Source organism: Rhizobium sp. CF142 (assembly GCF_000281145.1).
Classification (GTDB): Bacteria; Pseudomonadota; Alphaproteobacteria; order Rhizobiales; family Rhizobiaceae; genus Rhizobium.
This window is the reverse complement of sequence record NZ_AJWE01000054.1, coordinates 75,850-101,432: the sequence shown is the minus strand read 5'-3', so window position 1 is coordinate 101,432 and position 25,583 is coordinate 75,850. Positions and strand designations below refer to the sequence as shown.

Genomic DNA, 25,583 nt, shown 5'->3' with positions numbered 1-25,583 from the left:
TGTCGCGATCTCCAGGATTCGCCCGCCACGCTTTAGCTCTTTGTTTTACGCATGTCGTTATTGCAAAACCGCTGCACAGTTTTGCGCGACGCGCTTTAATCGCGGCCTGCTGCAGCTTCCGCCAGCGAGCGGAAAGGAAACTTGCGGCCGCATTCGCATTTCAGCATGAATGTTTCCTGATGGACCGAAGGGCGCTGCACGAAGAAACCGCGCGGCAGCTGATCCACCTTGAAGTCGGGAGTTTTGCGCTTGGCGTCGTCGATCTCGGAGGCTTCGGCAAAACCGCTGTTGCCGCATTGGGGGCAGGTGAGTTTCTTCGAGAATCGATCGCGGATCGCCATGGTGCTCTTTCCAGTGCTGCTGTCTTTGCTCTTACATAGGAATGCATGGCGGCGAAAGTGGAACCAAGCGTGCATCCTGCCGTTCCTTCCTCAAGTGAAGGAGGCGAATCATGCCGAAAAGAGATCCGATTCAAACGCCCGGCGCAGAGACACCGCTTGGCCCGCAGCCGACCCCTGGTATTCCTGGCCGCATTCAGGAAAAACCGCCGCTGGCGCCGGCACAGGACCCGAGCGATACGAAGAACCCGGAAGGCCGGCCGCTTGACCCGGCGCTGCTGCCGATAGGCGACCCGGCGGGCGCGGCCTGATATCACAGTCTGGTTGATGGGCCTGGCAGGTTGACGGCGCCTTGCAGATGGATTTTCTTGGTCGGACGCTCATGCTCAAGGAATAGACCGATGCGCCCATATGTTCTGCCGCTTCTTGCCGTTCTGGCCGCCGGGCTTGCCGCCTGCCAGACCCTGACGCCCGAGGAGCGCCGGGCACGCGACGAACAGAGCTGCCTCGGCTACGGCTTCAAGCGCGGAACGGACGGCTTTGCCAACTGCCTACAGCGTATCGATCTCGACCGCCGCGCCCAGGCCCGCTACGATAGCGACTGGGTGATGGCCGACATGGCCTATAATCTGAACGGACCCTACGTCTATCCGCGCTACTATCGCTACCGTCACTGAGCGCCTGAAATCACCGCCTGCGCGGCTGCAAGCCGCGCAATCGGCACGCGGAAGGGCGAGCAGGAGACGTAGTCGAGGCCGATCGTTTCGCAGAAATGGATCGAGGCGGGATCGCCGCCATGTTCACCGCAGATGCCGAGCTTCATGTCGTTGCGCGTGCGCCGGCCGCGCTCCGCAGCGATGCGGATCAGTTCCCCTACTCCATCGAAATCCAGGGATATGAAGGGATCATGCTCGATGATGCCCTTGCGCTGGTAGGTCGGAATGAAGGCCGAAGCATCGTCGCGTGAAATGCCGAAGGTGGTCTGCGTCAGGTCGTTGGTGCCGAAGGAGAAGAATTCGGCTGCCTCGGCGATGACGTGGGCGCGCAATGCGGCACGCGGCAGCTCGATCATCGTGCCGACCAGATAATCGATGCGCATCCTGGCTTCCGACATGACATCCAGTGCCACAGCATCGATCTTCGCCTTCACGTAATCGAGCTCGGAGCGCAGACCGACGAGCGGCACCATGATTTCGGGAACGACGGCGGCCCCCGTTTCCTGTGCTGCGGAAACCGCCGCCTCGAAGATGGCGCGCGCCTGCATCTCGACGATTTCAGGATAGGAGATGGCAAGGCGGCAGCCGCGATGACCGAGCATGGGATTGAACTCGTGCAGTGCATCGACCCGCTGGCGCAGCGCCGAAGGCTCCATTCCCATCGCATAGGCGACTTCGGCAACCTCTGCGTCGGTCTTCGGCAGGAATTCGTGCAGCGGCGGATCGAGAAGGCGGATCGTCACCGGCAGTCCGTGCATAACGGTGAAGAGGCCGGTGAAATCGCCGCGCTGCATGGGCAGGAGCTTGTCGAGCGCGCCCCGCCTGCCCTTCTCGTCTTCCGCCAGGATCATCTCGCGCATGACATGGATGCGCTCACCCTCGAAGAACATATGTTCGGTGCGGCAAAGCCCAATGCCTTCGGCACCGAAGGAGCGGGCGGCACGGGCATCGGCCGGCGTGTCGGCATTGGTGCGCACGGTCATGCGGCGGGCGCGGTCTGCCCAGCCCATGATACGGCCGAAATCGCCCGACAGTTCCGGCTGGATCATAGGCACTTCGCCCTTCAGCACCTGACCCGCGGAACCGTCAATCGTGATGATGTCGCCCCTCTTCAGCGTCACACCAATGCCGATCAGCCGCTCGTTGCGGGCGTCGATACGCATGGTGCCGGCGCCGACGACGCAGGGGATGCCCATGCCACGGGCAACGACGGCTGCGTGGCTGGTCATGCCGCCGCGCGTGGTGAGAATGCCTTCTGCGGCATGCATGCCGTGAATGTCTTCGGGGCTCGTCTCGACGCGCAGCAGGATGACCTTGCGGCCTTCCGACTCTGCCTCAACGGCCTCCTCCGCCGTGAAAACGATCTCGCCGGTGGCCGCGCCGGGCGAAGCCGGCAGGCCGGAGCCGATCACCTGACGGGTAACGCGGGGATCGATGGTCGGATGCAGAAGCTGGTCGAGCGTCGATGGCTCGATGCGCAGGACGGCTTCGTCCTCGGTGATGACACCTTCGTCCACCATGTCGACGGCGATCTTCATGGCTGCCCGTGTCGAACGCTTGCCGGAACGCGTCTGCAGCATCCAGAGCCTGCCGCGCTCGATGGTGAATTCGATGTCCTGCATATCGCGGTAATGGGCTTCGAGTTCGTTGCAGATGCGGCCGAACTCGGCAAAGGCCTCCGGCATCAGCTTTTCCATCGAGGGCTTTTCGGAACCTGAGGCTATACGCCCCTCCTCGGTGATGCTCTGCGGCGTGCGGATGCCAGCGACGACGTCTTCGCCCTGTGCATTGACGAGGAACTCGCCGTAAAGCAGCTTCTGACCGGTCGAGGGATTGCGCGTGAAGGCGACACCCGTGGCAGATGCATTGCCGAGATTGCCGAAGACCATCGCCTGGATGTTGACCGCCGTGCCCCAGGCTTCCGGAATATTGTGTAGCTGACGGTAGGTAACGGCGCGTGCACTCATCCAGCTGGAAAACACCGCGCCGACAGCGCCCCAGAGTTGTACCGCGGGGTCCTGCGGGAAAGCCTCATCCAGCTCTTCCTCGATCAGCGCCTTGTAGAGCGAAACGATATGCTGCCATTCGGAAGCGTTGAGTTCGGTATCGAACTCGTGGCCGAGGCGCCCCTTCTCGTCCTCGAGGATTTCCTCGAAGAGGTCATTGCCAAGCCCCATGACGACATCGGCATACATCTGGATAAAGCGGCGATAGCTGTCCCAGGCAAAGCGCGCGTCGCCGGCATCATGGCCGAGCGCCTGCACCGTCTCGTCATTCAGGCCAAGGTTGAGCACCGTATCCATCATGCCCGGCATGGAAACACGGGCACCTGAGCGAACAGAGAGCAAAAGAGGCTGGTTGCCCGCACCGAAACGACGGCCGGTGATCTCCTCGATACCGGCAATGCCTGCCAGCACCTGCTCCTTCAGTGCTCGATCGATCTTGCGGCCGTTCTTGTAATAGGTGCTGCAGGCTTCGCTGACGATGGTGAGTCCGGGAGGAACCGGCAGGCCAAGGCTGCACATTTCGGCAAGATTGGCACCTTTACCGCCAAGGATCTCCTTGTCTCGCGCCCGGCCTTCAGCCTGCCCGTTGCCGAACGTATAGACCCACTTGGTCATCTTCCCCCCAACACCATTTCGGGGACCAGCTTAATCCCTTGGTGTTGAAATGAAAATCGACAAATGCGGCGAAATGTTGCGCCGCACAATAAATCCCTGACAGGATGCAAAATCAAACGATTGAAACGGATGAGGCACAGCGAAGGCGCACAAAAAAAGCTTTGCGGGACTGCAACAACGGTCCCGCAAAGCCTTGTTTCCGTCCGGCCAGGAAAACCGGACGGGGGGTCCACTTATGCCTTGTGATCTTCGGGGCCTATCCCCAACCCGAAGACAGCATTGCAAATTCAACAGATCACAACGACCGATTGCTACTTATCCGTAACGGCGCGGTTGCGATAAAACAACTTCTAATGCAATGCGCGCAAAAGAGCATCACCCAAATGGGGTACGCACCCAATGTCAGGGTGACCTTTTTTGGTCTTTAATTAAAATGCCGCCTCAAGCCGTTTCGCGGAGACGCTCTGCAGTCTGCAAATCAACCGAGACGAGCTGAGAAACACCCTGCTCGGCCATCGTGACGCCAAAGAGGCGATTCATGCGGGCCATGGTGATGGGGTTGTGGGTAATGATAACGAATCGGGTCTCGGTGGAGGCCGCCATCTCGTCCATCAGATTGCAGTAGCGCTCGACATTGTGGTCGTCGAGCGGGGCGTCCACCTCATCCAGCACGCAGATCGGTGCGGGATTGGTGAGGAAGACGGCGAAGATCAAAGCCATTGCCGTCAGCGCCTGTTCGCCACCCGAGAGCAGCGTCATGGTCTGTGGCTTCTTGCCGGGCGGGCGGGCAAGAATTTCCAGACCAGCTTCCAGCGGATCGTCGGATTCGATCAGCTGCAATTCCGCTGTGCCACCGCCGAAGAGATGGGTGAAGAGGCGCTGGAATTGGGCGTTGACGACATCGAAGGCGGCGATCAGGCGCTCACGGCCTTCGCGGTTCAGGCTCTGGATCGCGCCGCGCAGCTTGCGGATGGCATCGATGACGTCGTCACGCTCCTTGATAAGCGCTTCCAACTTCTCGCTAAGTTCTTTCTGCTCCTCGTCGGCGCGCAGGTTGACGGCGCCCAATCGCTCACGCTCGATCCGCAGCCGCTCCACCTCGCGTTCGACCTCGCGCGGATCCGGCAGGGTCTGCAGTCCCGGCCGGTCGGCAAGGCGCAGCGCCTCACGGGGCTGCACGTTCAGTGTCTCACGAATGCGCTGTTCGCTCTCCTGCCGTTTCTCACGTGCGGAGACGAGGCGCTCCTCGGCGCGGCCGCGGCGCTCGCGGCTTTCGGCAAGTTCGGACAGGGCGGTCGCTGCCTTATGGTCCGCGTCGCGCTGCAGCAGCTCGGCCTGCGCCAGGAGATCGGCAGCGCCACGGCGGGCTTCCTCGGCCTTCTGCAACTCCGTCAGCAAGGCGCGGCGCTTGTCGTCGAATTCGTCGGGCGCCATTTCCAGTTCGGCAGCTTCCTCGCGTGCCTCCTCCTCGCGATCACGCAGCGTGGCGATATGATCTTCAGCGCTTGCTGCGCGCTGACGCCATGTCTCGCGCTCCTGGCCGATGGCGACGATGCGGCGCTGGCGGGCGTCGTTCTCACGGTTCAGGCTCTCGTGGCGGGCGCGGGCTTCAGCAAGGGCGCCGCGATCCGTCGCGACCTCGGCCTGCTGGAAGCGCAGCCGGTCGTCGAGCGCGGTCAGGTCGGGCGCATCCTCCAGCTCGATACGGGCATTTTCTTCCTGGAAGGCGACATCCTCGAGCTGCGCCTGCAGCTGGCTGACGGCTTCGGCGACGACATCGCGGCGGCGAATGAGATCGCCGGAGGCACGCTCGGCGGCGGCAAGCGCTTCGCGCGCCTCGGCGAGATGCCGGGCAGACAAGCGGTTCATGTCGCGGGCTTCAGTGAGCCGGCGCTCCTGCTCGCGAATGCTATCGGTGGCGGCGGCAAGACGCTCCTCAGCCTCGGCCAGAACATCACGGGCAAGCTCCGCCTCGCCTTCCAGCTCGGCAAGGCGGTTCTTCTGGGCAAGGCGCAAGGCTGCAGCACTCGGCGCGTCCGCGCCGGCGACGTGGCCATCCCAGCGATAGACGGCGCCTTCCTTGGTGACCAAGCGCTGGCCGGCCTTGAGTTCCTTCACCAGACGCGGCGCGTCGGCATCAGCTACCAGACCGATCTGGCGCAGGCGGCGGATCAGCGCAGCGGGTGCGCGGACGTGGTTCAGCAGAGGCTCAGCGCCAACAGGAAGCGCCGGATCGTCAGCACCATCGCCGTTTTCCGACCAGTGGGCAGGCGCGTTCGGATCGAGCGGTGATTCGAGATCGTCTCCGAGTGCGGCACCGAGCGCCGTCTCGAAACCACGATCGACCTTCAGCTCTTCGGCAACCGGCGGAAATTCGCCTGCCGCGGCACCTGCCAGCATGCGCTGGATGGTACGGGCTTCCGTTTCCAGCGCGTTGAGCTTGTTGCGTGCCTGCTCGACGGGGGTACGGGAAAGCGCTTCCGTCTCGCGCGCCCTGGCAAGCGCCTGCTCAACGGACTGGATTGTCGTCTCGGCCTCGGCCAGGGCGACTTCGCCCGCCTCGACCATGGCCCGCTTCTCGTCCGGGTCGGGCAGCGTTGCGATCTTCTGCTCGATGCCGGCGAGTTCGCGATTGGCATCGTCCATCTGACGTTCGAGCCGCAGCTTGCGATCAGTGAGGTCGCGAATGGCGCGTTCCAGCTGATTGCGTGCGGCAGCAGCTTCAGCGCGCTCTGCAGTCAGGGTGGTGAAGATACGCTCACTGTCGGCGAGTTTGGCGGCGGCCTCTTCGAAAGCCTGCTGCGTCTCTTCGGCATAGCGGCCGGAATCGGCCAGAATTTCAGCAATATCGGCCTCTTCGGCGTCGAGTCTTGCCAGGATCGTGGCATTGTCGGCGACGAGCCGCTCCTCGCGTCTGATGTCTTCGGCAAGTTGCGCCAGCCGGCGGGTGAGCTCATCGCGGCGGCGCAGGATGCGGTTGGCATCCTCTTCGAGCTGGCTGCGGGCGATCTGCAGGCGCTGGAGGGCGGCAGCCGCCCTCGCCTCGCCTTCGCGCAGTTCGGGCAGCTTCAGGGCGGCGATGCCCTGATTCTTTGCCGCATCCATCTGGATCTGCGCCTTTTCGGCGACGGCGACGGTTGCCTGGTTGAGCGCGCTGTCGGCCTCGGCTTCGGCCTCTTTCGCCTGCACCCAGCGGATATGCAAGAGCATCGCCTCGCGGGCGCGGATATCGGCAGAGAGCGTCTTGAAACGGTTTGCCTGGCGGGCCTGACGCTTCAGGCTCTCGATCTGGCTTTCAAGCTGCGAGGTGACGTCATCCAGCCGCTCCAGATTGCTTTCGGCGGCACGCAGGCGAAGCTCGGCCTCGTGGCGGCGGGAGTGCAGGCCGGAAATGCCGGCCGCCTCTTCCAGCAACTGGCGGCGGGCCTGCGGTTTTGCAGCGATCAGCTCGCCAATGCGTCCCTGCCCGACCATGGAAGGAGAGCGGGCGCCGGTGGAAGCATCGGCAAAGAGAAGCTGCACGTCCTTGGCGCGGCTTTCCTTGCCGTTGATGCGATAGATCGACCCCTGCTCGCGCTCGATGCGGCGGGTGACCTGGATTTCATCGCTATCGTTGAAGGCGGCAGGTGCGGTACGCTCACCATTGTCGAGATAGAGCGCGACTTCGGCAGTGTTGCGCGCAGGGCGGTTTCCCGAGCCGGAGAAGATCACGTCGTCCATGCCGGACGCCCGCATATTCTTGTAGGAATTCTCGCCCATGACCCAGCGCAGGGCCTCGACGAGATTGGACTTGCCGCAACCGTTCGGCCCGACCACGCCCGTCAGCCCGCGCTCGATGAAGAATTCGGTCGGTTCCACGAAAGACTTGAAGCCGACAAGGCGGAGCTTGTTGAACTTCATGCCGCAGCCTCACGCTGCACAAAACAAAAAACGGGCGCACAGCTTTCGCCGTCGCCCGCCTTCGCAAAACGGTACGGATCAGAGGAGGCTGTCGATGAGGGCCGACATGGTGTCAACCGGCATGTCTCCAGAGTAGCGCTTGCCATTGATGAGGAACGTCGGCGTGGCGTTGACGCCGAAGTCCTTGGAACCGCGTTCCCGCGTGGCATTCACTTCATCCAGCAGTTTCTGGTTCGTCAAGCACTTCGTGAAGCTATCCTCAGTAAATCCGGCAAGCTTCGACATTTGCAGCAGCGCTGCGCGGCCGTCATCGGCGGCAGCCCAGACCTGCTGCTGCTTGAAGAGCATGGCGACCATCGGGAAATACTGCTCGGGCGTTGCCAGCTCTTCAGGCTTCTGCGGGTTGCAGCGGGCGAGCATGAAGGCGGCGGCAGCGCGCGGATCGAAGGGGAATTCGCGCAGGACGAACTCGACCTTGCCGGTGTCGACGTATTTCTGCTTGATCGTATCGAAGGTGGTGTTGTGGAAGTGGGCGCAATGCGGGCAGGTCATCGACATGTATTCGACGATCTTGACCGGGGCATCGGTCTTGCCGAGTGCCATTTCCGGCAGCGCGCCAGGGGTCATGACCTTGGCCATGTCGACATCGCCATCCGGCTTCGGGATTTCGACAGCTGCCTGCGCCTGCGCCGTACCGTATACCGCCATGGACGCGGTTGCGGCGGCGACACCGCCCAGAAGCTGGCGTTTCGTCAGTTGCATTTCAGAGATGCGCATGGGTTCCCCATAAACAAGTGTGGCAGCTAGTTGTGCGATATAACGGCCAGAAGCCGCGAACAAGGCACGCTTCGCCAACTTTCTTCAAAGAATTGTGACCTGCGCGAGACGAAACCGCAGATCAATGAACAAATCAATCATTCCCGGAATGCAGAAGGAGTGTTTCGCCCTGCATAAAGGAGACGGATTATCTGTATCTCGCCGTTCCGCAAGCGGTAGGCGATCGTAACGCGCTGTTCAAAGACCAGAATTCTGACGCCGGGCGCGAAATCATCGCGCAGCGCGCCACGCTCAGGCATTGTTTCCAGTGAGGTGCAGAGGCTTCTCAGCCTGCGGACAAATTCGATAGCCCGGACCGGGCTGTCACGGGCGATGAACTCGTATATGGCAAGAAGATCATCCTCAGCCTTTGGCCGAAAGACGACCTTATTCGTCATTGCCGCCCACACCACCGCGCTCGGCATGGAGTTGTTCTATACGGTCAAAAACCGTTTCTGCGTCGATATCCGGACGTGGATCATCGAGCGCTTCGCGAATTTTCTGCCTCATGATCTCGTTAATCGCGTCATCTTCGCGATCCAGCGCCCGCAGAGCGGCGCGCAGAACCTCGCTGGCGGAGCTGTAAGCCCCCGATTCCAGCCGGGTATCGAGACTTTTCTGCTGGCTGCCGAGTGTGACCGTAATGGGCTTGCTGGTACGCATGGCTTGACCTCGCTTCGATCTATTACAGTGTAATACACGGCGCGGATGCTGCCAACAGAATGGCGAAGGTTATTTCGGCTTTTTACCCAATACTGCCGTCCCCAGACGAGCGATCGCCTGGCGCAATTTGTCGTCCTCTATGCCCTGCATCATGCCTTCCAGCTTGCGGGCGGCTTCGCCCTTCAGCGGCGGGGGCGTGCGAGAGCGTTTGACCGGCTGGTAGACCGGCTTCTGGACGATGCGGAGCTGGTGGACGGCGGCAAAGCCGAAGAAGCTGTTGATGCGCTGGATGAGTTCGCCTTGCGCATGGGTCAGAAAAAGAGCGCGCGCGCCTTCGCAGGCAACGGTCAGCACGCCGGGGCGGAAGCTGCCATCATCGCCGCCGCGGGCCCAGGCGATCTTTTCCGGCCGGGTGCAATCGGCAAAGTCCTCGCCGGCGATTTCGTCCCAGGAGCCGAGAAGCGCGCTATTGATGCCGGCACGGCGAGCGAGAACGGGATCGATGATGCCGTTCGTCAGCTCGGAAATCTGCTTCCCATCTTTGCGTGGATAACTCATCGAAACCTTGGTAAGCGATAGCCATTCGAGGCCATCGGCTTGATCACGCCGCATTGCTTCGCCAAGTATAGAGCACTTCCCCCGATCGCGGCAAATAATGACGATACGCACACCGGACGCGCCGACCGCCCTCCCTCTCCTCGAATGGTACGACCGTCATCATCGCGACCTGCCCTGGCGGGTTTCGCCGCCGATGGCCAAACGCGGCGTCAAGGCCGATCCCTATCACGTGTGGCTGTCCGAGGTGATGCTGCAGCAGACGATGGTGCAGGCGGTAAAACCCTACTTCGCCAATTTCCTGGTGAAATGGCCGTCGGTGACGGATCTCGCCGATGCGCCTGTTGAAGCGGTGATGGCCGCCTGGGCGGGGCTCGGTTATTATGCTCGGGCGCGCAATCTGAAGAAATGTGCCGAAGCCGTTGCTGGCGAACATTGCGGCATCTTTCCCGACACCGAAGAGGGCCTGAAAGCCCTGCCCGGCATCGGCGACTATACGGCGGCTGCAGTGGCGGCGATTGCCTTCAACCGGCAGGCGGCCGTGATGGACGGCAATGTGGAGCGGGTGATCTCACGGCTCTATGCCATCGCCACGCCGCTTCCAGCCGGCAAGCCGCTGATGCGCCAGAAGGTAGCGCTGCTGACGCCGGCCGACCGGCCCGGCGATTTCGCCCAGGCGATGATGGATCTCGGCGCCACCATCTGCACGCCGAAGCGACCGGCCTGTTCGCTCTGTCCCTTCAATGGATCGTGCGAGGCACTCAGGCTGCATGATCCCGAGCAGTTTCCGGTCAAGGCCGCCAAGAAGGAAAAGCCGATCCGGCGGGGTGCGGCCTTCGTGGCTGTCACCTCCGATGGCGATATCCTGCTTCGGCGGCGCGTCGAAAGCGGCCTGCTCGGCGGCATGACGGAAATTCCGACAACGGCATGGACCGCACGGCAGGACGGCGAGACCTCAGCCGAGGCGGCACCTTTCAAGGCTGACTGGGAGAGCGCCGGCAGCGTCACCCACGTCTTCACCCATTTCGAGCTCAGGCTTTCGATCTTCCGCGTGGCAATTGCCAATCGCCTTCAAATCGATGACGGCTGGTGGGAGCCGGTTATAAATCTTGAAGCCCAGGCGCTGCCGACTATCATGAAAAAAGCGATCGCAGCGGCTATTCCTCTCGCGTTCAAAACAGCCAAGGGATGATTATGGCAAACGACATCAAGCATATCGTTTTCGATATTGGCAAAGTTCTTATTCATTACGATCCGCATATTCCCTTCAGCCGCCTCATTCCCGATGAGGCCGAGCGCAACTGGTTCTTCGCCAATGTCTGCACCCATGACTGGAACATCGAGCAGGACCGCGGCCGCGCCTGGGCCGATGCCGAGGCATTGCTGATCGAGCAGCATCCGACCCGCGAAGAGCATATCCGCGCCTTCCGCAGGAACTGGCACGAAATGGTGCCACATGCCTACGAAGACAGCGTCGCAATCATGGAAGGCTTTATCAGCGAGGGTCGGGATGTGACGATGCTGACGAACTTCGCCTCCGATACGTTCCGCGAGGCACAGGAGCGCTTCGCCTTTCTCAAGAAGCCCCGTGGCGTCACCGTTTCCGGCGATGTCGGCCTCATCAAGCCTGATATCGCGATCTACGAAACGCATACCAGGAGCTTCGGCCTCGATCCGGCCGCGACGATCTTCATCGACGACGCGCCTGTCAATGTCGAGGGTGCGAAGGCTGCCGGCTGGAATGCCGTGCTCTTTACCGGCGCCGACAAGCTGCGCGCCGATCTCGCCACCTATGGACTGAAGGCCTGAGCCATGAGCTTCGACCCTGCAGCAGCCATCGACCGTTTCCACACCGCGATCAACGATCTCGATTTTCCTGAAATCGAGAACTGGTTCGCCGAGGATGCGACTTATGTCTCCAACGGCGTCGGCAGCCTTGCCGGCCGGGCCGAGATCATGGCCGCATTCCGCCGCTACTTCGACGACTACCCGGACCAGACGGCGGAGAATTCTGTGGTCGAGACGCTGACGCCGCTCTCCGGCCGTGCCGTGTGGTCCGTTCGCGCAACGCACAGCAAAACCGGCAAGCCGCTGATCCGCGAAGGCGAGGAAACAATCACTTTCAACGAGGACGGCAAGGTTACGCGCGTCGATGTAACCGATTACCAGGAATTCTGACGCAGGATCTTAGCTTTAATGGTAAGAAGCCCGGGGCCTTTCGGTCCCGGGCTTTCTTTTATGCGTCTTCCGTAACTGGAGGTACAAACCGGAAGAGGCCTGGTCCTGTCCTTGCGAGGATGTTGCTCAACCCACCTTCGCAAGGTCACTGCGGATGACGGAGCGCAACTCGTCGATCGGGCGCAGGGATTGCCCGTCGTCGAAGTGCCAGAAGGTCCATCCGTTGCATGCATCAAGGCCCTGCACTTTTGCGCCGAGGCGATGAATGGAGCCGGCCTCGCCGCCCGAGGCAATCGTGCCGTCGGCGCGCACCACGGCACTGTAGCGCCGCTTCTCATCCGTCAGCACCTGGCCGGGCTTGATGAGGCCGCTCTCGACCAGCACGTTGAAGGCGACGCGGGCTTCGGCTTTCTTGCCGGTCATGACGGTCAGTTCCGCCTTGCCGAGCGGCTCGACGGCGGCGATGCGGGCAGAGGCCGCATCGATATAGTCCTGCTCGCGCTCGATGCCGACGAAGTGGCGGCCGAGACGCTTGGCGACGGCACCGGTCGTTCCCGAACCGAAGAAGGGATCGAGAATGATATCGCCCGGCCTCGACGAGGCCATGATGACGCGGGCGAGCAATGCTTCAGGCTTTTGCGTGGGATGGGCTTTCTTGCCGTCCTCGCCCTTCAGGCGCTCGTTGCCGCTGCAGATCGGGAAGAGCCAGTCGGAGCGCATCTGCACGTCGTCATTGGCGGCCTTCATGGCATCATAGTTGAAGGTATAGCCCTTGGCCTTGGCGTTCGGGCTTGCCCAGATCATCGTCTCATGGGCGTTCTGGAAACGGCGGCCCTTGAAGTTCGGCATCGGATTGGTCTTGCGCCAGACGATGTCGTTGAGGATCCAGAAGTTCAGATCCTGCAGCGTGGCACCGACGCGGAAGATGTTGTGATAGGAGCCGATGACCCAGATCGTGCCCGTCGGCTTCAGCACGCGGCGGCAGGCAAGCAGCCAGGCACGGGTGAAGGCGTCATAGGCCTCGAAGGAGGCGAACTGGTCCCACTCGTCATCGACGGCATCGACCAGCGACTGGTCCGGCCGGTGCAGCGTACCGCCAAGCTGGAGATTGTAGGGCGGATCCGCGAAGATGACGTCAACGGACTGGCTCGGAAGAGCCTCAAGGGCTGCAACGCAATCACCCTTGATGATCGTGTCGACCCAAGAACCCGGCTTTACGGAAGTCTTGAGGTCGGCAAGCGGAAATACAGACGCCATGTGGATACTCACTCATACGCTTTACGCTTAACTGTCCGTTATGGTTACGCAAGTTGGTTACCAAAGCCTGAAGCACCGACCCGTTTCGGGAAAATATTCCGGTTGCGTATGAGAAAGAGGCGGATACGTGGCTGCGCCCGACCCGATTTCACTCCGCCGCCGAGGGCATGTGGACCTGCCTGCTGTCTTCGGGCGCCTCGGCCCGCTCGACCATGCCGTAGTCCCTGACGATATGGCCGACGCGCAGGCGATAATCGGCGAAAATGCCGTTGCGGCCGGCCTTTTGCGCAGCCCGATGGGCTTCGAGGTTACCCCACTCGCGCACCGCCTCTTCATCCCGGAAGAAGGAAAGCGAGAGGATTTTGCCCCGCATCGTCAGGCTCTCGAAACGCTCGATGGAAATGAAACCATCGATCTTTTCGAGCTCGGACCTGAGTTCGCCGGCAAGGTCCAGATATCGATGGCGCTCGCCGACATAGGGGATAACTTCGAAGATGACGGCGATCATGGCAGTACCAGCTTCGCATGAGGCGCCGAGACATTCTTCAAGAAGATGCGGTCTTCCTTCAGGATGAAGCGTTCGCGACGCGCGAATTCATAGTTTTCCCGGCCGAGCGGATCTGCAGTAAGCCGCGCGCGATAGGCCTCGTAGGCTGCGAGGCTTTCGATGTTGTAGACACCGTAAGCCGTCGTTGCCGAGCCCTCATGCGGGCCGTAATAGCCGATCAGGTCGGCGCCGTTTCTTGGAATCGCCTGTCCCCAATTGCGGGCATATTCGGCAAAGGCATCCTTGCGGAAGGGGTCGATCTCGTAGCGGATGAAGCAGGTGATCATCGGTTTTCTCCTTTCGTGTGAGAGGAGTTTTCGCACATTGCGGTACGAGAATGCTTCGGTTACGATCGAAGTATGAAGGAAGGACCCGACATTGCGCAGATTGGTGCGCTCATCGGAGATTCGGCGCGTGCCAACATGCTGGCGGCGCTGACCGGCGGTCGTGCGCTGACGGCAACCGAGCTTGCGGCAGCCGGCGGCATCACGCTGCAGACGGCCAGCACTCATCTTTCGAAGCTCGAAACCGGCGGGTTGCTTGCCCAACGCAAGCAGGGGCGGCACCGCTATTTCACGCTGGCCGACGAGGCCGTGGCCCGGCTGATCGAAAGCATGATGGGCCTTGCGGCAAGCCGAGGGCATCTGCGCCACCAGCCCGGCCCTAAGGATCCGGCGCTGCGCAAGGCGCGCATCTGCTACGACCACCTCGCCGGCGATTTTGGCGTGCGCATGCTGGACAGCCTGGTCGCATCGGGATCGATCGATGCCATCGGCGACGGGCTTGCAGTGACGGCCAAGGGCGAGAGCGATCTGCAATGCATCGGGATCGATGTCGGCAGCCTCAAATCCTCGCGCCGACCGCTCTGCCGCTCCTGCCTCGACTGGAGTGAACGTCGCGCCCATCTCGCCGGCAGCCTTGGCAAGGCGCTGCTGGCGAGTTTCATGGAGAAAGGCTGGGCGCGGCGGATGCCGGAAAGCCGCTCGGTGATCTTTTCACCCGAAGGCGAGCGGCAATTCCTGAAACTCTTTCCGCTGGAAGTCTAGCAAGGCGTGACCAGCATATTCGTAAGAGATTTTTGCGCAACGCAAGAGCAGATGCACGAGATTTGATACGGTCGGGTCACAGGCGAGCATAAAGATACACCGGATAGCCTGAAAATCAGGACGTTTCCCGCACTCCTAAATTATCTATAGTTTTTTGCAATTTAGCCGACGATGGCAAAGGCTTCCCGCTCGCTGCCCTTCTGGGCGGGCTGCGGAGCGCGTCCGATCCACTGCACATGCTTCTGCAGGATGGCGGCAGCCTCCTCCGACTTGCCCTGGCGAAGTGCGGCAAGAATGGCGCGATGGTCGTGATCCGTGCGCTTCTCCCAACCCGAACGCCAGGCCGAAAACAGGAAGCGGGCGCTTGCCGCGTGCAGGTCGTCGATCGAAGCCAGCAGGCGCGGCATGGCGCAAGGGGTAAGGATCAAGCGGTGAAAACGGCGGTTTGCCTCTTCCCAGGCATGGACATCGGCAGCTGCATCGCCCTCACGCGTCGCCTCTTCCGCGGCATCGAGGATGGCGGGCGTCAGGTGGCGGATGGCGTGCTTCAGGGCGAGCACTTCGAGGGCGGCGCGCATTTCCGCCACTTCGCGCACTTCGGCGAGATCGAAGGAGGCGACGCGCACACCACGGCGCGGCTCGCTGATTGCCAGACCCTGCGCTTCGAGCCGGCGAAAGGCCTCGCGCACGGGTACATGGCTGGTCTCGAATTCCTCGGCAATATGGTCCTGCCGAAGACGGGCGCCGGGCGCGAGTTCGCCATGCACGATGCGCTCTGCAAGCACGCGGGCAATGCGCGCGGTGATGGTGTCTTCAGGCTCCCTGCTCATTGTCATCAAGTAGCGAGCCCTGCAGGGCTTGTCGAGGTCGTATGACAGCCGTTACCGCAAAGCCGCCCGCACGGCGCAATCCAGCCATGCCCCGTCGTCGGTTGAGCTTTCGGCGGCCATCGTGTAAAGCCCCATCATCCCCAAACAAGGCATGAGTATATGGACGGCTTCGACCTCATCATCTTCGACTGCGACGGCGTTCTGGTCGATTCCGAGATCATTGCAGCGGATGTTGAATCCAAGCTGCTGACGGAAGCAGGCTATCCGATCAGCGTCGAGGAAATGAATGAGCGCTTCGCCGGCCTCACATGGCAGGACATCCTCTTCCAGATCGAACGGGAAGCCAGCATTCCGATCTCGGCATCGCTGCTCGATCAGTCGCAGAAGCTTCTGGACATCAGGCTCGAACAGGAAGTCCAGGCCATTCCCGGCGTCGAATTCGCCGTCAGCCGCCTCTCTATGAAGCGCTGCATCTGCTCGAACTCCTCAAGCCGGCGGCTTGACATGATGCTGGGCAAGGTCGGTTTGAAGCAACTCTTTGCGCCCAATATCTTCTCCGCCAAGGATCTCGGCCCCGATCGCGCCAAGCCGAAGCCCGATATTTTCCTGCACGGCGCAAGCCAGATGGGCGTTTCTCCCTCCAGGACCGTCGTCGTCGAAGATTCCACACATGGCGTTCATGCTGCACGCGCTGCCGGCATGCGGGTGATCGGCTTCACCGGCGGCTCGCACACCTATCCCTCGCATGCTGATAGGCTGACGGATGCGGGCGCGGAGACGGTGATTTCCCGCATGAACGATCTGCCAGGCGTTGTCGCCGCATTGGCAGAGTGGGAAGGCGTGCTCTAAGGGCAGCAGCTTCGCTGCCCTGATGCCTCCAAGAAGCGGCAGCTCTTATTCACGCAACGAGTTTTTGTTTGCGGAGGGGCGCCCGCCTTTGCGAAGCCGCTAGGGCTGAGCGATTGTCAGCAGCCGGCGCCTCAGCTGCTTTTCTTCTTGGCGTTTTTGACGTTCTTGGCGGGCTGATTGTCGAAGCCGACATTGACTCGGACCAGCGCCCCGGAGCCGACCGGCATCTTGATGCCCTCATGGCGGAAGATGACCTGCGTGGCCGGCGCGCCGGCCGGGATCTGCGTCGCGAAGTTGACGACTTCGGACGACAGGACGTCCTGTCCGTCCAGCACCGAGATGCGGATCGGCAGCGTGACCGGGCCTGGCGTGCCGCCGGGGCCGGCAACAAGACGAAGCTGCGCCACGACGGTCATGGAGAGTGCTGTGTCGTTGAGCATGCACTGGCGGCTATAGTCGCCGAAAGATGCCTGGAAGACCACTTGCTGCGGATCACCGGTCTTCGCACCTTTCGCATAGGTGCGGTAGATCGCGTCCTGGTCACGCATGAAGATCTGCGGGCATGCCCCCTGCACAACAGGCGCGACCGTTCCTTGCGCGGTAACGCCGGTGCCGATCGGGGCCTGGTTCGACGAAGGATTGGTCGGCGCGACCGGCATGATCTGGGCATTGCCGTTCGGCTGAAGCGGAGCGGGGCCGCTGCTCGCACTCGCGGCTTCAGGCTTGCTATCGCCGCCGAGGCCGAGCGAATTGCAGCCGGCAAGAGCCGCAAGAAGGGATGCGGAAACGATGAGACGAGAGACCTTGCCGAGCACGATATTCCACCCCTTGCAAACGCTTTTCTTCTAGGTTCCTGTAGGTTCTTGCGACTTTCGCGCAAGGCCTTTCATGACAGTTGGCGATGGTCTATATCAGCGGCGCAAAGAAAAATCGATTGGGTAAGCACCGTTTTGATGCACTTTTCGGCGCCGGATGCGGGCAACTTCAATAGGATACCTGCGACACTGCCCCGACAGGCCGTTAAGCCCCCTCTTTTCGGCCGAACGGCAGCGTCCCGTTTGCGCGCCGAATTTCTCCAGCCATAGATCAAGGATGACGAACGTGGACTATATCTCGACCCGCGGCGAGGCCCCTTCCCTCGGCTTTTGCGACGCCCTTCTGGCAGGGCTGGCGCGCGATGGCGGGCTCTACGTTCCCCGCAAATGGCCGAGTTTTTCCAAGAAGGAAATCCGGGTGCTGCGCGGCAAGACCTATCAGGAGATCGCCTTCACCATCCTTTCGCCCTTCACCAATGGCGAGATCCCCGATGAGACCTTCCGGGCGATGATCGACGAAGCCTATGGCACCTTCCGCCATCCGGCGATCGCGCCGCTGGTACAGACCGGCCCGAACAGTTTCGTGATGGAACTCTTCCACGGCACGACGCTCGCCTTCAAGGATGTGGCGATGCAGCTTCTTGCCCGCCTGATGGATTACGCGCTCGAAAAGCGCGGCGAGCGGGCGACCATCGTCGGCGCCACCTCGGGCGATACGGGTGGCGCTGCGATAGACGCCTTTGCCGGCCGCGAGCGCACCGACATCTTCATCCTATTCCCGCATGGCAAGGTTTCGCCGGTACAGCAGCGGCAGATGACGACGTCGACATCAGGCAATGTGCATGCGCTCGCGGTCGAAGGCAATTTCGACGACTGCCAGAACCTCGTCAAAGCGATGTTCAACGACGCTGCCTTCCGCGACAAGGTGAAGCTCTCGGGTGTCAACTCGATCAACTGGGCGCGCATCATGGCCCAGATCGTCTATTATTTCACGGCAGCGGTCGCACTCGGCGGACCGGACCGGAAGATCTCCTTCACGGTACCGACTGGGAATTTCGGCGATATCTTCGCCGGCTATTGTGCCAAGCGCATGGGCCTGCCGATCGACAAGCTCGTCATCGCCACCAATGAGAACGATATCCTGGCGCGGACGCTGAAGACCGGCCGTTATGACATGAAAGCGGTGAAGGCCACGACCTCTCCCTCCATGGATATCCAGATATCCTCCAATTTCGAGCGGCTGCTGTTCGAGGCCTATGACCGCGACGCCTCCAAGGTTCGCGCCGCCATGGAAAGCCTCAAGCAATCCAATGGTTTCGAGATCTCGCCCGAAGCGCTGAAATTCATCAAGAAGGATTTCCGCGCCGGCCGCGCAAGCGAGCGCCAGGTGGCGGAAACGATCCGCAAGACCTATGCGGAAACCGGCTATTTGCTCGATCCGCATTCGGCGATCGGCGTCTTCGTGGCCGCCAAGCGGGAAAAGCCGAATACCCCGATGGTGACGCTTGCCACTGCGCATCCGGCGAAATTCCCGGCTGCCGTAAAATCTGCCTCCGGTATTGACCCGGCGCTTCCGACGTGGCTTGCTGATGTGATGCACAGGGAGGAGCGCTTCCAGATCATCGAGCCCGAGCTCAAAGCGGTTGAAACCTTTATCGGCAAGCATGCCCGCAGCTAGATGACGGCAGGCGCAGAAAGATAGCACATGACAGTTGAGTGCACCCGGCTCAAATCCGGGCTGACAGTAGTCACACAGACCATGCCGCACCTTGAAAGCGCTGCGCTCGGAGTCTGGATCAAATCAGGTTCGCGCAACGAGACGGAAGACGAACACGGCATTGCCCACCTGCTCGAACATATGGCCTTCAAGGGAACCGCACGACGTTCCGCCCGTGAGATCGCCGAGGAAATCGAGGATGTCGGTGGCGAAGTGAACGCCGCGACCTCCACAGAGACGACCTCTTATTATGCTCGCGTTCTCAAAGACCACGTACCGCTCGCCGTCGATATCCTCGCCGATATCCTGACGGAATCCGCCTTCGAGGAAGAAGAGCTGGAGCGTGAGAAGCAAGTCATCCTGCAGGAGATTAACGCGGCCAACGACACGCCCGACGACGTCGTCTTCGACCGTTTCTCCGAGGTCGCCTATCGTGGCCAGACGCTCGGCAGGCCGATCCTCGGCACGCCGGAGACCGTCGTTTCTTTCACGCCGCAGCAGATCCGTACCTATCTCGGCCGCAACTACACGACCGACCGGATGTTCGTGGTCGCAACCGGCGCCGTCGAGCATGACGAATTCGTGCGCATGGTCGAAGACCGCTTTGCTGGCCTGCCGACAGCGCCCAATGCTCCGCCGGTCATGGAGGCTGCACGCTATATCGGCGGCAATGTGCGCGAGCCGCGCGACCTCATGGACGCGCAGATACTGCTCGGTTTCGAGGGCAAGGCCTACCATGCCCGCGATTTCTACTGCTCACAGATCCTCGCCAATATCCTCGGCGGCGGCATGTCTTCACGCCTCTTCCAGGAGGTGCGCGAGTTTCGCGGCCTCTGTTATTCGGTCTACGCCTTTCACTGGGGCTTTTCCGATACCGGCATCTTCGGCATCCATGCCGCGACCGGTGGCGAGAACCTGCCGGAACTGGTGCCCGTCATCATCGACGAGTTGCACAAGTCGGCGGACAATATCGACCAGAAGGAAATCGAACGCGCCCGGGCGCAGATCCGCGCCCAGCTTCTCATGGGCCAGGAAAGCCCCGCTGCCCGCGCCGGCCAGATCGCCCGACAGATGATGCTCTATGGTCGTCCGATCTCCAATCCGGAGATGATGGAGCGGCTGGAGGGCATCACCATCGAGCGCCTGACCGATCTTGCCGGTCGCCTTTTCTACGATACCGTCCCGACGCTTTCGGCGATCGGTCCGCTCGAGCAGCTTGCCCCGATGGAAGACATCACCGCCTCGCTTTCGGTTCCGGCACCGAAGACGAAGCAGGCAAGCCGCTGACCGACACATACGTTGCGCCGGGGGTTATCGATGCCAAAATCGGTTTTTCGGTTCCTTTCGCGACAGCCTGAAGCGGTCGAACTCGAAAACGATAAATATGTCCTGCGCCTGCCGCGCTACCAGGATTTCAACCAGTGGCACCGGCTGCGCGCCGACAGCCGCCGTTTTCTGGAACCCTGGGAGCCGACATGGCGGCGCGACGAGCTGACCGAAGGCTCGTTTCGCGCCCGGGTGATCCGCGGCAAGCAGGAATATGCCTCGGGACAGGCGATCCCGCTCTTCATTTTTCTAAGGAAGGATATGACGCTCGTCGGCGGCATCACCATCGGCTATATCCGCCGGGGAGCCGCCCAAAGCTGCATGATCGGCTACTGGATGGGCGAGCGTCATGCCGGCCAAGGACATATGTTCGCCGCACTTCAATTGGTTATTCCCTATATCTTCACAGGGCTTGAGTTGCACCGTATCGAAGCAGCCTGTATTCCAGACAACGCACGGAGCATTCGCCTGCTTGAGAAAGCCGGGTTCCAGCGGGAAGGCTACCTGCGCGGATATTTGAAGATCAACGGTCAGTGGCATGATCACGTGATGTTTTCACGCTTGGCCAGTGACGCGGATACAGGCAGGAAACCCAACAGCCGATGAACAAAGACCGCATGCTGCTGACGTCACCGTCCGGACGAGTGATCGCGGTGATCGCAGCCCTTCTCCTGTCGGTATTCGCCCTTGCGGCGGGAACCGTGCAGGCGGCCGAACCGGTTAAGATTTCCCGCGACGATACTGCGCTGGACCTGACTGCCACGACTGAAATCTACGCCAACCAGGGCGAGGCCTTCCAGGTTTCCACCGCCGCCGGCGCCGATGGTATCCGCCGGCGTATCGAAGTGCGCGCAAGCTCGGAAAACCATCAGGGCGACTGGGCGGTCTTTGCGCTCGCCAATGTTTCGGAAGAACAGCTCGAGCGCGTCATCGTCGCGCCGCACTTCCGTCTCGTCAATTCCAAGCTGTTCTGGCCCGATCTCGGCTCGCAGCGCATTATTGCGATCACGCCGAGCGAAGGTTTTGCGCTCGACCGTCAGCCGAGTGACGAGGCCGATGTCTTTCGCATCACGCTGAACCCTGGCGCCGTCATCACTTTCGTTGCCGAGCTTGCCACACCCGACCTGCCGCAGATCTATCTGTGGGAGCCGGATGCCTACAAGGACACGATCAACGCCTTCACGCTCTATCGCGGTATCGTGCTCGGCATTGCCGGCCTGCTCGCTGTCTTCCTGACGATCCTCTTTGTCGTGAAGGGAACCTCGATGCTGCCGGCGACGGCGGCACTCGCCTGGGCGGTGCTTGGCTATATCTGCGTCGACTTTGGCTTTCTCGGAAAGCTGATCAGCGTCGCCTCGGCGGATCAACGAATATGGCGCGCCTGTGCGGAGGTTGCGCTCGCCTCCAGTTTCGTCATCTTCCTGTTCACCTATCTCAATCTAAACCGATGGCATGTGCATCTCGGCTATGCCACGCTTGCCTGGGTTCTCGGTCTTGCCCTTCTGTTCGGCGTTGCGATCTACGATCCGTCGATTGCGGCCGGCATTGCGCGGCTATCCTTCGCGCTGACGGCGGCGACCGGCCTGCTGCTGATCATCTATCTCGGCTTCAACCGCTATGACCGAGCCATCCTGCTCGTGCCGGCATGGGCGCTGACGCTCGTCTGGCTGTTCGGCGCGTGGATGACGATCACCGGCCGGCTCGACAATGACATCATCCAGCCGGCACTCGGCGGTGGCCTCGTTCTCATCGTGCTCTTGATCGGCTTTACCGTCATGCAGCATGCCTTTGCCGGCGGCGCTTTCCAGCAGGGGCTATTCTCCGATCTCGAGCGCCAGTCGCTGGCGCTGACGGGCTCGGGCGACATGGTCTGGGACTGGGATGTGGCGCGCGATCGTGTCGTCACCATTCCCGATGTTTCCGTCAAGCTCGGGCTTTCACCGGGTACGATGCATGGCGCGGCGCGCAACTGGTTGCCACGGCTACACCCTGACGATCGCGATCGTTTCCGGGCGACGCTGGACGTGCTGCTGGAACATCGCCGCGGGCGGCTGAACCATGAGTTCCGCATCCGCGCCGAAGACGGGCACTTCCACTGGCTCTTGATCCGCGCCCGGCCAGTACTCGGCTCGAATGGCGAGATCATCCGCTGCGTCGGCACGATCGTCGACGTGACAGAACAGAAGAATTCCGTCGAGCGGCTGCTACACGATGCGCTGCACGACAACCTGACGGGCCTGCCGAACCGGCAGGTCTTCATCGACCGCCTGCAGTCGGTGCTTACGCTGGCGCCGGGCGGCGAGACGCTGCGCCCGACCGTCATGGTGATCGACATCGACCGCTACAAGCTGGTCAATGATTCCCTCGGTGTCGCGGCCGGTGACAATATCCTGATCGCGCTCACCCGCCGCCTGCGCCGCCTCCTGAAACCGCAGGATACGCTGGCCCGCCTTTCCGGCGACCAGTTCGGCCTCATCCTCGTTTCCGAGCATGATCCGGCCAAGGTTGCCGATTTCGCCGATGCGATGAGCAAGGCGATCATGGTGCCGATCAACTTCTCCAACCGCGAGATCATCCTGACCGCCTCGATCGGCCTCACCTCCTGGGTGGACCAGCAGGAGAGCGCGTCGGGTCTGCTCAGCGACGCCGAGCTTGCCATGTACCGGGCCAAACGCGCTGGCGGCAATCGTGTGGAACCGTTCCAGCCGGCTTTCCGTGATTTCGGCACCGACCGCCTGCAGCTTGAATCGGACCTGCGCCGCGCCATCGAGCGCAAGGAACTTTCGATGGTCTACCAGCCGATTGCGCGGCTGGAGGATGTCGAAATTGCCGGCTTCGAGGCGCTGATGCGCTGGGAACATCCCAAGCGCGGCAATATCCCGCCGTCCGAATTCATCCCGATCGCCGAAGCGTCCGACATTATCGGTGCGCTCGGCATCTTCGCGCTGGAGCAGGCGACCAACGACCTGATGGGGTGGCAGAACCAGACCGGCGAACTGCCGATCTTCGTCTCCATCAACCTGTCGAGCGTGCAGCTTCTCAACAACGATCTTTACGACGACGTCCGTTCGGTACTGGCTAAGACCCATTGCGATCCTTCGCGGCTGAAGCTGGAACTGACGGAATCCATGGTGATGGAGAACCCGGAACAGGCGCGCCTCGTGCTGCAAAAGCTGAAAGAGGCCGGCCTTGGCCTGGCTCTCGACGATTTCGGCACCGGCTATTCCTCGCTCGCCTACCTGACCCGCTTCCCCTTCGACACGATCAAGCTCGACAAGGCGCTGGTGCGCGACAACAGCGACAAGAAGGCGACGATCTTGAAATCGGTGATTGCCATGGCGCGCGAGCTGGACATGAAGGTGGTGGCCGAAGGCATCGAGTCCAACGAGGATGCGATCGAGCTTGCCAAGATGGGCTGCAGCTACGGCCAGAGCTATCTCTTCGGCCCGCCGATGCCGTCGGAATCGGTGCTGCGGCTGCTGAGGGAACGGTTTCCGCTGACGAAGCGAGCCTGATCCCAAAGCCTGTTTCATCGGATTTTTCCGAGGGATTGGCACCTCTTGGATCGATACGGCTTTCCTTGCCTGCGGCGGCCATTGACCATTGGCCGCCGATATGCGCCTCTGCCTCAGCGTAACAAGGAAAATCCGATGCTCAAGATTCTGCTCGCCCTCTCGATGGGCGCCTTTTGCGTCTCTCCGGTCTACGCCGCCGAAATTCATCCGCCAGCGCTGAGCTGCCTGGCGGCAGCAGCGCCGGCGCGCTGTGAAAAATTGAAGAAGGATTTCACGGCCGCCTATGCGCTGGCCCATAAGGGCGATCATGGCGCGCAGGTGACCGTGGCCTTCTGCCTCTCCACCGGTTGCCGGGGCGCCGTGATCATCGACAAGGTAGCCGCTTGCAGCTGGCATATCGTGATCGCCAATTCCGGGGCCGCGACCGTGATCGACGGCTCCAACCTCAAGGATACCTGCAGGCCGATGACGGAAGAGCAGAAGGCGGCGGCCCGTGCCTTGTCCCATGATCTCGTCCGCAAGATCTACAACCGCCCGGTGGCGGTGGCGGACCAGATGTAGGCTGGCTGGCCTTCGACAGGTCTGGCGGCTGCGGGCGCGAAATATCGTTGCCCTTGCCGTTTTCGTCGCTATTCTGCCCAAAAATATATCGGGAGGTACCTTATGATCCTGCACTGCGTATTCATGCGGCTGAAGAGCGCCATGACACCTGACGATAAGCAGGCGCTGTTCGACGCCATCGTGGCGCTGAAGCAGGTGATCCCGGGAATTCTTGACATAAAATACGGGCCGAATGTTTCGCCCGAAGGGCTGCATGGCGGTTTCGTCGACGGCTTTGCCGTGACCTTCGAAAGTCCCGAGGCTCGTGATACCTATCTTGTGCATCCCGAGCATGTGACCGTCGGCGAGCGCATCGTCTCGTCGACGGATGGAGGCCTGGCTGGCCTCCTGGTCTTCGATCTCGTTCTCTAAGATCCCGTCAGCTCAGCTCGACTTCGCCATAGCTGCGGAGAGCTGGTCGACATTGTAGCGGAACATCTTCTCGTAGGTCGGGGCCGGGCCTTTCGAGTCCGAGAGAGATTCGACGTAGAGCTCGCCGCCCGGCTCGGCGCCCGTCGCAGTGGCAACCTGCTTGACGAGGCGCGGATCGTTGGAGTTCTCGAAGAAATAGGTTTTCACGTGTTCCTGCTTGATCTGCTCGATCAGCTTGGCAACGTCGGCGGCCGACGCTTCGCTTTCGGTGGAGAGGCCGAGGGGTGCCAAGAAGCTGACGTTGTATTCCCGTCCGAAATAGCCGAAGGCATCGTGGCTGGTCAGCACCTTGCGGCGATCATTGGCGATCTTGTCGAACTTGGAATGTGCATAGGTGTCCAGTTCTTCAAGCTTCCTAGTGTATTTCTCGGCATTCGCCTTATAGGCCGCGGCATCGGCCGGATCGGCTGCGGAAAGCGCCTTCTCGATATTGGCGACCCAGACCTTCACATTGACAGGGCTGTTCCAGACATGCGGATCGGTGACGGTTTTACCATCCTCTTCCATCGTGCGGGTGTTGATGCCTTCGGACACTGTGACCGGATTTCCCTTGTAGCCGGAGGCGGTGATGAGGCGATCCATCCAGCCTTCCAGCCCCTCGCCGCTGACGAAGGTGACTTTTGCAGCATTCAGCGCCTTGGCATCGGCCGGCGACGGCTCGAACTCATGGGGGTCGCCGTTCGGACCGACGAGGCTCGTGACCTTGACGTGATCGCCGCCGACCTGTCGGACGACATCGGCAAGCACGGTGAAGGACGCAACGACCTTCAGCGTTTCAGCCGAAGCCGGCACAGCCGAAAGCGTCATTAGTACGGGCAATGCAGCGGAGAGAAGCAGTCTGCTAGGTAACATCGATGTCTCC

General features: G+C 61.4%; 26 protein-coding genes. 13 read left to right on the top strand and 13 right to left on the bottom strand.

What is annotated here, in order from left to right; genetic code table 11:
• Positions 1 to 95 precede the first annotated feature (95 nt).
• Entirely contained in the window at positions 96 to 341 is a 246-nt protein-coding gene (locus PMI11_RS14160) for a hypothetical protein (RefSeq protein WP_007818080.1), read from the bottom strand.
• 110 nt (positions 342 to 451) lie between these two features.
• Here PMI11_RS14160 and PMI11_RS14155 point away from each other — a divergent pair, with 110 nt between their 5' ends.
• Positions 452 to 649, top strand: a complete 198-nt coding sequence (locus tag PMI11_RS14155; protein ID WP_007818078.1) for a hypothetical protein — start codon at positions 452 to 454, stop codon at positions 647 to 649.
• Positions 650 to 739: 90 nt separating this feature from the next.
• Positions 740 to 1,015, top strand: a complete 276-nt coding sequence (locus PMI11_RS14150; RefSeq protein WP_007818076.1) for a hypothetical protein — start codon at positions 740 to 742, stop codon at positions 1,013 to 1,015.
• On the opposite strand, the gene ppdK is transcribed toward PMI11_RS14150, so the two are convergent.
• The 6 genes from ppdK to PMI11_RS14115 form a co-directional block, all read right to left on the bottom strand.
• Positions 1,009 to 3,675 carry a pyruvate, phosphate dikinase gene (gene ppdK / locus PMI11_RS14145; RefSeq protein ID WP_007818073.1) on the bottom strand — a complete coding sequence of 889 codons (2,667 nt, stop codon included), beginning with the start codon at positions 3,673 to 3,675 and terminating at the stop codon, positions 1,009 to 1,011. The two genes, PMI11_RS14150 and ppdK, sit on opposite strands and share 7 nt — an antisense overlap.
• A 441-nt stretch (positions 3,676 to 4,116) precedes the next feature.
• Positions 4,117 to 7,575: a chromosome segregation SMC family protein gene (locus PMI11_RS14135; protein ID WP_007818071.1), complete on the bottom strand. Its 3,459-nt coding sequence runs from the start codon at positions 7,573 to 7,575 to the stop codon at positions 4,117 to 4,119.
• Between the two features lie 78 nt (positions 7,576 to 7,653).
• On the bottom strand, positions 7,654 to 8,352 hold the full coding sequence (locus tag PMI11_RS14130; RefSeq protein ID WP_007818069.1) for a DsbA family protein: 699 nt from the start codon (positions 8,350 to 8,352) through the stop codon (positions 7,654 to 7,656).
• Between the two features lie 137 nt (positions 8,353 to 8,489).
• On the bottom strand, positions 8,490 to 8,816 hold the full coding sequence (locus PMI11_RS14125; RefSeq protein WP_244430571.1) for a type II toxin-antitoxin system RelE/ParE family toxin: 327 nt from the start codon (positions 8,814 to 8,816) through the stop codon (positions 8,490 to 8,492).
• Positions 8,779 to 9,054 (bottom strand): ribbon-helix-helix domain-containing protein, encoded by a 276-nt coding sequence (locus PMI11_RS14120; protein WP_007818065.1) that lies wholly within the window; start codon positions 9,052 to 9,054, stop codon positions 8,779 to 8,781. Before PMI11_RS14120 ends, PMI11_RS14125 begins: the two co-directional genes overlap by 38 nt.
• 69 nt (positions 9,055 to 9,123) lie before the next feature.
• Positions 9,124 to 9,612, bottom strand: a complete 489-nt coding sequence (locus PMI11_RS14115) for a DUF721 domain-containing protein (RefSeq protein WP_007818063.1) — start codon at positions 9,610 to 9,612, stop codon at positions 9,124 to 9,126.
• Between the two features lie 97 nt (positions 9,613 to 9,709).
• Here PMI11_RS14115 and mutY point away from each other — a divergent pair, with 97 nt between their 5' ends.
• From mutY to PMI11_RS14100, 3 genes are read left to right on the top strand one after another with little or no spacing between them, the layout of a single operon-like run.
• Positions 9,710 to 10,801: an A/G-specific adenine glycosylase gene (mutY, locus tag PMI11_RS14110; RefSeq protein WP_007818061.1), complete on the top strand. Its 1,092-nt coding sequence runs from the start codon at positions 9,710 to 9,712 to the stop codon at positions 10,799 to 10,801.
• A 2-nt stretch (positions 10,802 to 10,803) separates the two neighbouring features.
• A complete protein-coding gene (locus PMI11_RS14105; RefSeq protein ID WP_007818059.1) occupies positions 10,804 to 11,418 on the top strand; it encodes an HAD family hydrolase in 615 nt (204 codons plus the stop codon).
• Positions 11,419 to 11,421: 3 nt separating this feature from the next.
• Positions 11,422 to 11,787: a nuclear transport factor 2 family protein gene (locus PMI11_RS14100; RefSeq protein WP_007818057.1), complete on the top strand. Its 366-nt coding sequence runs from the start codon at positions 11,422 to 11,424 to the stop codon at positions 11,785 to 11,787.
• Between the two features lie 126 nt (positions 11,788 to 11,913).
• Here PMI11_RS14100 and PMI11_RS14095 read toward each other — a convergent pair whose 3' ends face one another.
• From PMI11_RS14095 to PMI11_RS14085, 3 genes are all read right to left on the bottom strand, one after another.
• A complete protein-coding gene (locus tag PMI11_RS14095) occupies positions 11,914 to 13,044 on the bottom strand; it encodes a site-specific DNA-methyltransferase (protein ID WP_007818054.1) in 1,131 nt (376 codons plus the stop codon).
• Between the two features lie 148 nt (positions 13,045 to 13,192).
• Positions 13,193 to 13,552, bottom strand: coding sequence for an antibiotic biosynthesis monooxygenase family protein (locus PMI11_RS14090; protein ID WP_007818052.1), 360 nt, complete (start codon positions 13,550 to 13,552; stop codon positions 13,193 to 13,195).
• The gene (locus PMI11_RS14085) at positions 13,549 to 13,878 is read right to left on the bottom strand and encodes an NIPSNAP family protein (protein ID WP_007818051.1); all 330 of its coding nucleotides are present in this window, start codon (positions 13,876 to 13,878) and stop codon (positions 13,549 to 13,551) included. Before PMI11_RS14085 ends, PMI11_RS14090 begins: the two co-directional genes overlap by 4 nt.
• Before the next feature lie 72 nt (positions 13,879 to 13,950).
• Here PMI11_RS14085 and PMI11_RS14080 point away from each other — a divergent pair, with 72 nt between their 5' ends.
• Positions 13,951 to 14,637 carry an ArsR/SmtB family transcription factor gene (locus PMI11_RS14080; RefSeq protein ID WP_007818049.1) on the top strand — a complete coding sequence of 229 codons (687 nt, stop codon included), beginning with the start codon at positions 13,951 to 13,953 and terminating at the stop codon, positions 14,635 to 14,637.
• Positions 14,638 to 14,798: 161 nt separating this feature from the next.
• Here PMI11_RS14080 and PMI11_RS14075 read toward each other — a convergent pair whose 3' ends face one another.
• Positions 14,799 to 15,467: a GntR family transcriptional regulator gene (locus tag PMI11_RS14075; protein ID WP_037071317.1), complete on the bottom strand. Its 669-nt coding sequence runs from the start codon at positions 15,465 to 15,467 to the stop codon at positions 14,799 to 14,801.
• Positions 15,468 to 15,626: 159 nt separating this feature from the next.
• Here PMI11_RS14075 and PMI11_RS14070 point away from each other — a divergent pair, with 159 nt between their 5' ends.
• Complete coding sequence (locus PMI11_RS14070) at positions 15,627 to 16,316, top strand: HAD family hydrolase (RefSeq protein ID WP_007818044.1); 690 nt, start codon at positions 15,627 to 15,629, stop codon at positions 16,314 to 16,316.
• Positions 16,317 to 16,447: 131 nt separating this feature from the next.
• On the opposite strand, the gene PMI11_RS14065 is transcribed toward PMI11_RS14070, so the two are convergent.
• On the bottom strand, positions 16,448 to 17,134 hold the full coding sequence (locus tag PMI11_RS14065) for a hypothetical protein (RefSeq protein WP_193385609.1): 687 nt from the start codon (positions 17,132 to 17,134) through the stop codon (positions 16,448 to 16,450).
• A gap of 274 nt (positions 17,135 to 17,408) precedes the next feature.
• Here PMI11_RS14065 and thrC point away from each other — a divergent pair, with 274 nt between their 5' ends.
• The 6 genes from thrC to PMI11_RS14035 all read left to right on the top strand — a co-directional run bounded on the left by thrC (position 17,409) and on the right by PMI11_RS14035 (position 24,661).
• Positions 17,409 to 18,809, top strand: coding sequence for a threonine synthase (thrC, locus tag PMI11_RS14060; RefSeq protein WP_037071316.1), 1,401 nt, complete (start codon positions 17,409 to 17,411; stop codon positions 18,807 to 18,809).
• Between the two features lie 27 nt (positions 18,810 to 18,836).
• Positions 18,837 to 20,135, top strand: coding sequence for a M16 family metallopeptidase (locus PMI11_RS14055; protein WP_007818038.1), 1,299 nt, complete (start codon positions 18,837 to 18,839; stop codon positions 20,133 to 20,135).
• A gap of 30 nt (positions 20,136 to 20,165) precedes the next feature.
• The gene (locus tag PMI11_RS14050; protein WP_007818035.1) at positions 20,166 to 20,780 is read left to right on the top strand and encodes a GNAT family N-acetyltransferase; all 615 of its coding nucleotides are present in this window, start codon (positions 20,166 to 20,168) and stop codon (positions 20,778 to 20,780) included.
• Positions 20,777 to 23,689, top strand: a complete 2,913-nt coding sequence (locus PMI11_RS14045) for a sensor domain-containing phosphodiesterase (RefSeq protein ID WP_007818033.1) — start codon at positions 20,777 to 20,779, stop codon at positions 23,687 to 23,689. The genes PMI11_RS14050 and PMI11_RS14045 overlap by 4 nt, the downstream gene beginning before the upstream one ends.
• A gap of 135 nt (positions 23,690 to 23,824) precedes the next feature.
• A complete protein-coding gene (locus tag PMI11_RS14040; protein WP_007818031.1) occupies positions 23,825 to 24,250 on the top strand; it encodes a hypothetical protein in 426 nt (141 codons plus the stop codon).
• A 102-nt stretch (positions 24,251 to 24,352) separates the two neighbouring features.
• Positions 24,353 to 24,661, top strand: coding sequence for a Dabb family protein (locus tag PMI11_RS14035; RefSeq protein ID WP_007818029.1), 309 nt, complete (start codon positions 24,353 to 24,355; stop codon positions 24,659 to 24,661).
• Positions 24,662 to 24,673: 12 nt separating this feature from the next.
• On the opposite strand, the gene PMI11_RS14030 is transcribed toward PMI11_RS14035, so the two are convergent.
• The gene (locus PMI11_RS14030) at positions 24,674 to 25,573 is read right to left on the bottom strand and encodes a metal ABC transporter solute-binding protein, Zn/Mn family (protein ID WP_007818027.1); all 900 of its coding nucleotides are present in this window, start codon (positions 25,571 to 25,573) and stop codon (positions 24,674 to 24,676) included.
• Positions 25,574 to 25,583: the final 10 nt, after the last annotated feature.

Excerpts from the sequence above, each read along its gene's own strand:
- PMI11_RS14160 (WP_007818080.1), bottom strand. The coding sequence starts at position 341 with ATGGCGATCCGCGATCGATTCTCGAAGAAACTCACCTGCCCCCAATGC.
- PMI11_RS14155 (WP_007818078.1), top strand. The coding sequence starts at position 452 with ATGCCGAAAAGAGATCCGATTCAAACGCCCGGCGCAGAGACACCGCTT.
- PMI11_RS14150 (WP_007818076.1), top strand. The coding sequence starts at position 740 with ATGCGCCCATATGTTCTGCCGCTTCTTGCCGTTCTGGCCGCCGGGCTT.
- ppdK (WP_007818073.1), bottom strand. The coding sequence starts at position 3,675 with ATGACCAAGTGGGTCTATACGTTCGGCAACGGGCAGGCTGAAGGCCGG.
- PMI11_RS14135 (WP_007818071.1), bottom strand. The coding sequence starts at position 7,575 with ATGAAGTTCAACAAGCTCCGCCTTGTCGGCTTCAAGTCTTTCGTGGAA.
- PMI11_RS14130 (WP_007818069.1), bottom strand. The coding sequence starts at position 8,352 with ATGCGCATCTCTGAAATGCAACTGACGAAACGCCAGCTTCTGGGCGGT.
- PMI11_RS14125 (WP_244430571.1), bottom strand. The coding sequence starts at position 8,816 with ATGCCGAGCGCGGTGGTGTGGGCGGCAATGACGAATAAGGTCGTCTTT.
- PMI11_RS14120 (WP_007818065.1), bottom strand. The coding sequence starts at position 9,054 with ATGCGTACCAGCAAGCCCATTACGGTCACACTCGGCAGCCAGCAGAAA.
- PMI11_RS14115 (WP_007818063.1), bottom strand. The coding sequence starts at position 9,612 with ATGAGTTATCCACGCAAAGATGGGAAGCAGATTTCCGAGCTGACGAAC.
- mutY (WP_007818061.1), top strand. The coding sequence starts at position 9,710 with ATGACGATACGCACACCGGACGCGCCGACCGCCCTCCCTCTCCTCGAA.
- PMI11_RS14105 (WP_007818059.1), top strand. The coding sequence starts at position 10,804 with ATGGCAAACGACATCAAGCATATCGTTTTCGATATTGGCAAAGTTCTT.
- PMI11_RS14100 (WP_007818057.1), top strand. The coding sequence starts at position 11,422 with ATGAGCTTCGACCCTGCAGCAGCCATCGACCGTTTCCACACCGCGATC.
- PMI11_RS14095 (WP_007818054.1), bottom strand. The coding sequence starts at position 13,044 with ATGGCGTCTGTATTTCCGCTTGCCGACCTCAAGACTTCCGTAAAGCCG.
- PMI11_RS14090 (WP_007818052.1), bottom strand. The coding sequence starts at position 13,552 with ATGATCGCCGTCATCTTCGAAGTTATCCCCTATGTCGGCGAGCGCCAT.
- PMI11_RS14085 (WP_007818051.1), bottom strand. The coding sequence starts at position 13,878 with ATGATCACCTGCTTCATCCGCTACGAGATCGACCCCTTCCGCAAGGAT.
- PMI11_RS14080 (WP_007818049.1), top strand. The coding sequence starts at position 13,951 with ATGAAGGAAGGACCCGACATTGCGCAGATTGGTGCGCTCATCGGAGAT.
- PMI11_RS14075 (WP_037071317.1), bottom strand. The coding sequence starts at position 15,467 with ATGAGCAGGGAGCCTGAAGACACCATCACCGCGCGCATTGCCCGCGTG.
- PMI11_RS14070 (WP_007818044.1), top strand. The coding sequence starts at position 15,627 with ATGGACGGCTTCGACCTCATCATCTTCGACTGCGACGGCGTTCTGGTC.
- thrC (WP_037071316.1), top strand. The coding sequence starts at position 17,409 with ATGACGAACGTGGACTATATCTCGACCCGCGGCGAGGCCCCTTCCCTC.
- PMI11_RS14055 (WP_007818038.1), top strand. The coding sequence starts at position 18,837 with ATGACAGTTGAGTGCACCCGGCTCAAATCCGGGCTGACAGTAGTCACA.
- PMI11_RS14050 (WP_007818035.1), top strand. The coding sequence starts at position 20,166 with ATGCCAAAATCGGTTTTTCGGTTCCTTTCGCGACAGCCTGAAGCGGTC.
- PMI11_RS14045 (WP_007818033.1), top strand. The coding sequence starts at position 20,777 with ATGAACAAAGACCGCATGCTGCTGACGTCACCGTCCGGACGAGTGATC.
- PMI11_RS14040 (WP_007818031.1), top strand. The coding sequence starts at position 23,825 with ATGCTCAAGATTCTGCTCGCCCTCTCGATGGGCGCCTTTTGCGTCTCT.
- PMI11_RS14035 (WP_007818029.1), top strand. The coding sequence starts at position 24,353 with ATGATCCTGCACTGCGTATTCATGCGGCTGAAGAGCGCCATGACACCT.
- PMI11_RS14030 (WP_007818027.1), bottom strand. The coding sequence starts at position 25,573 with ATGTTACCTAGCAGACTGCTTCTCTCCGCTGCATTGCCCGTACTAATG.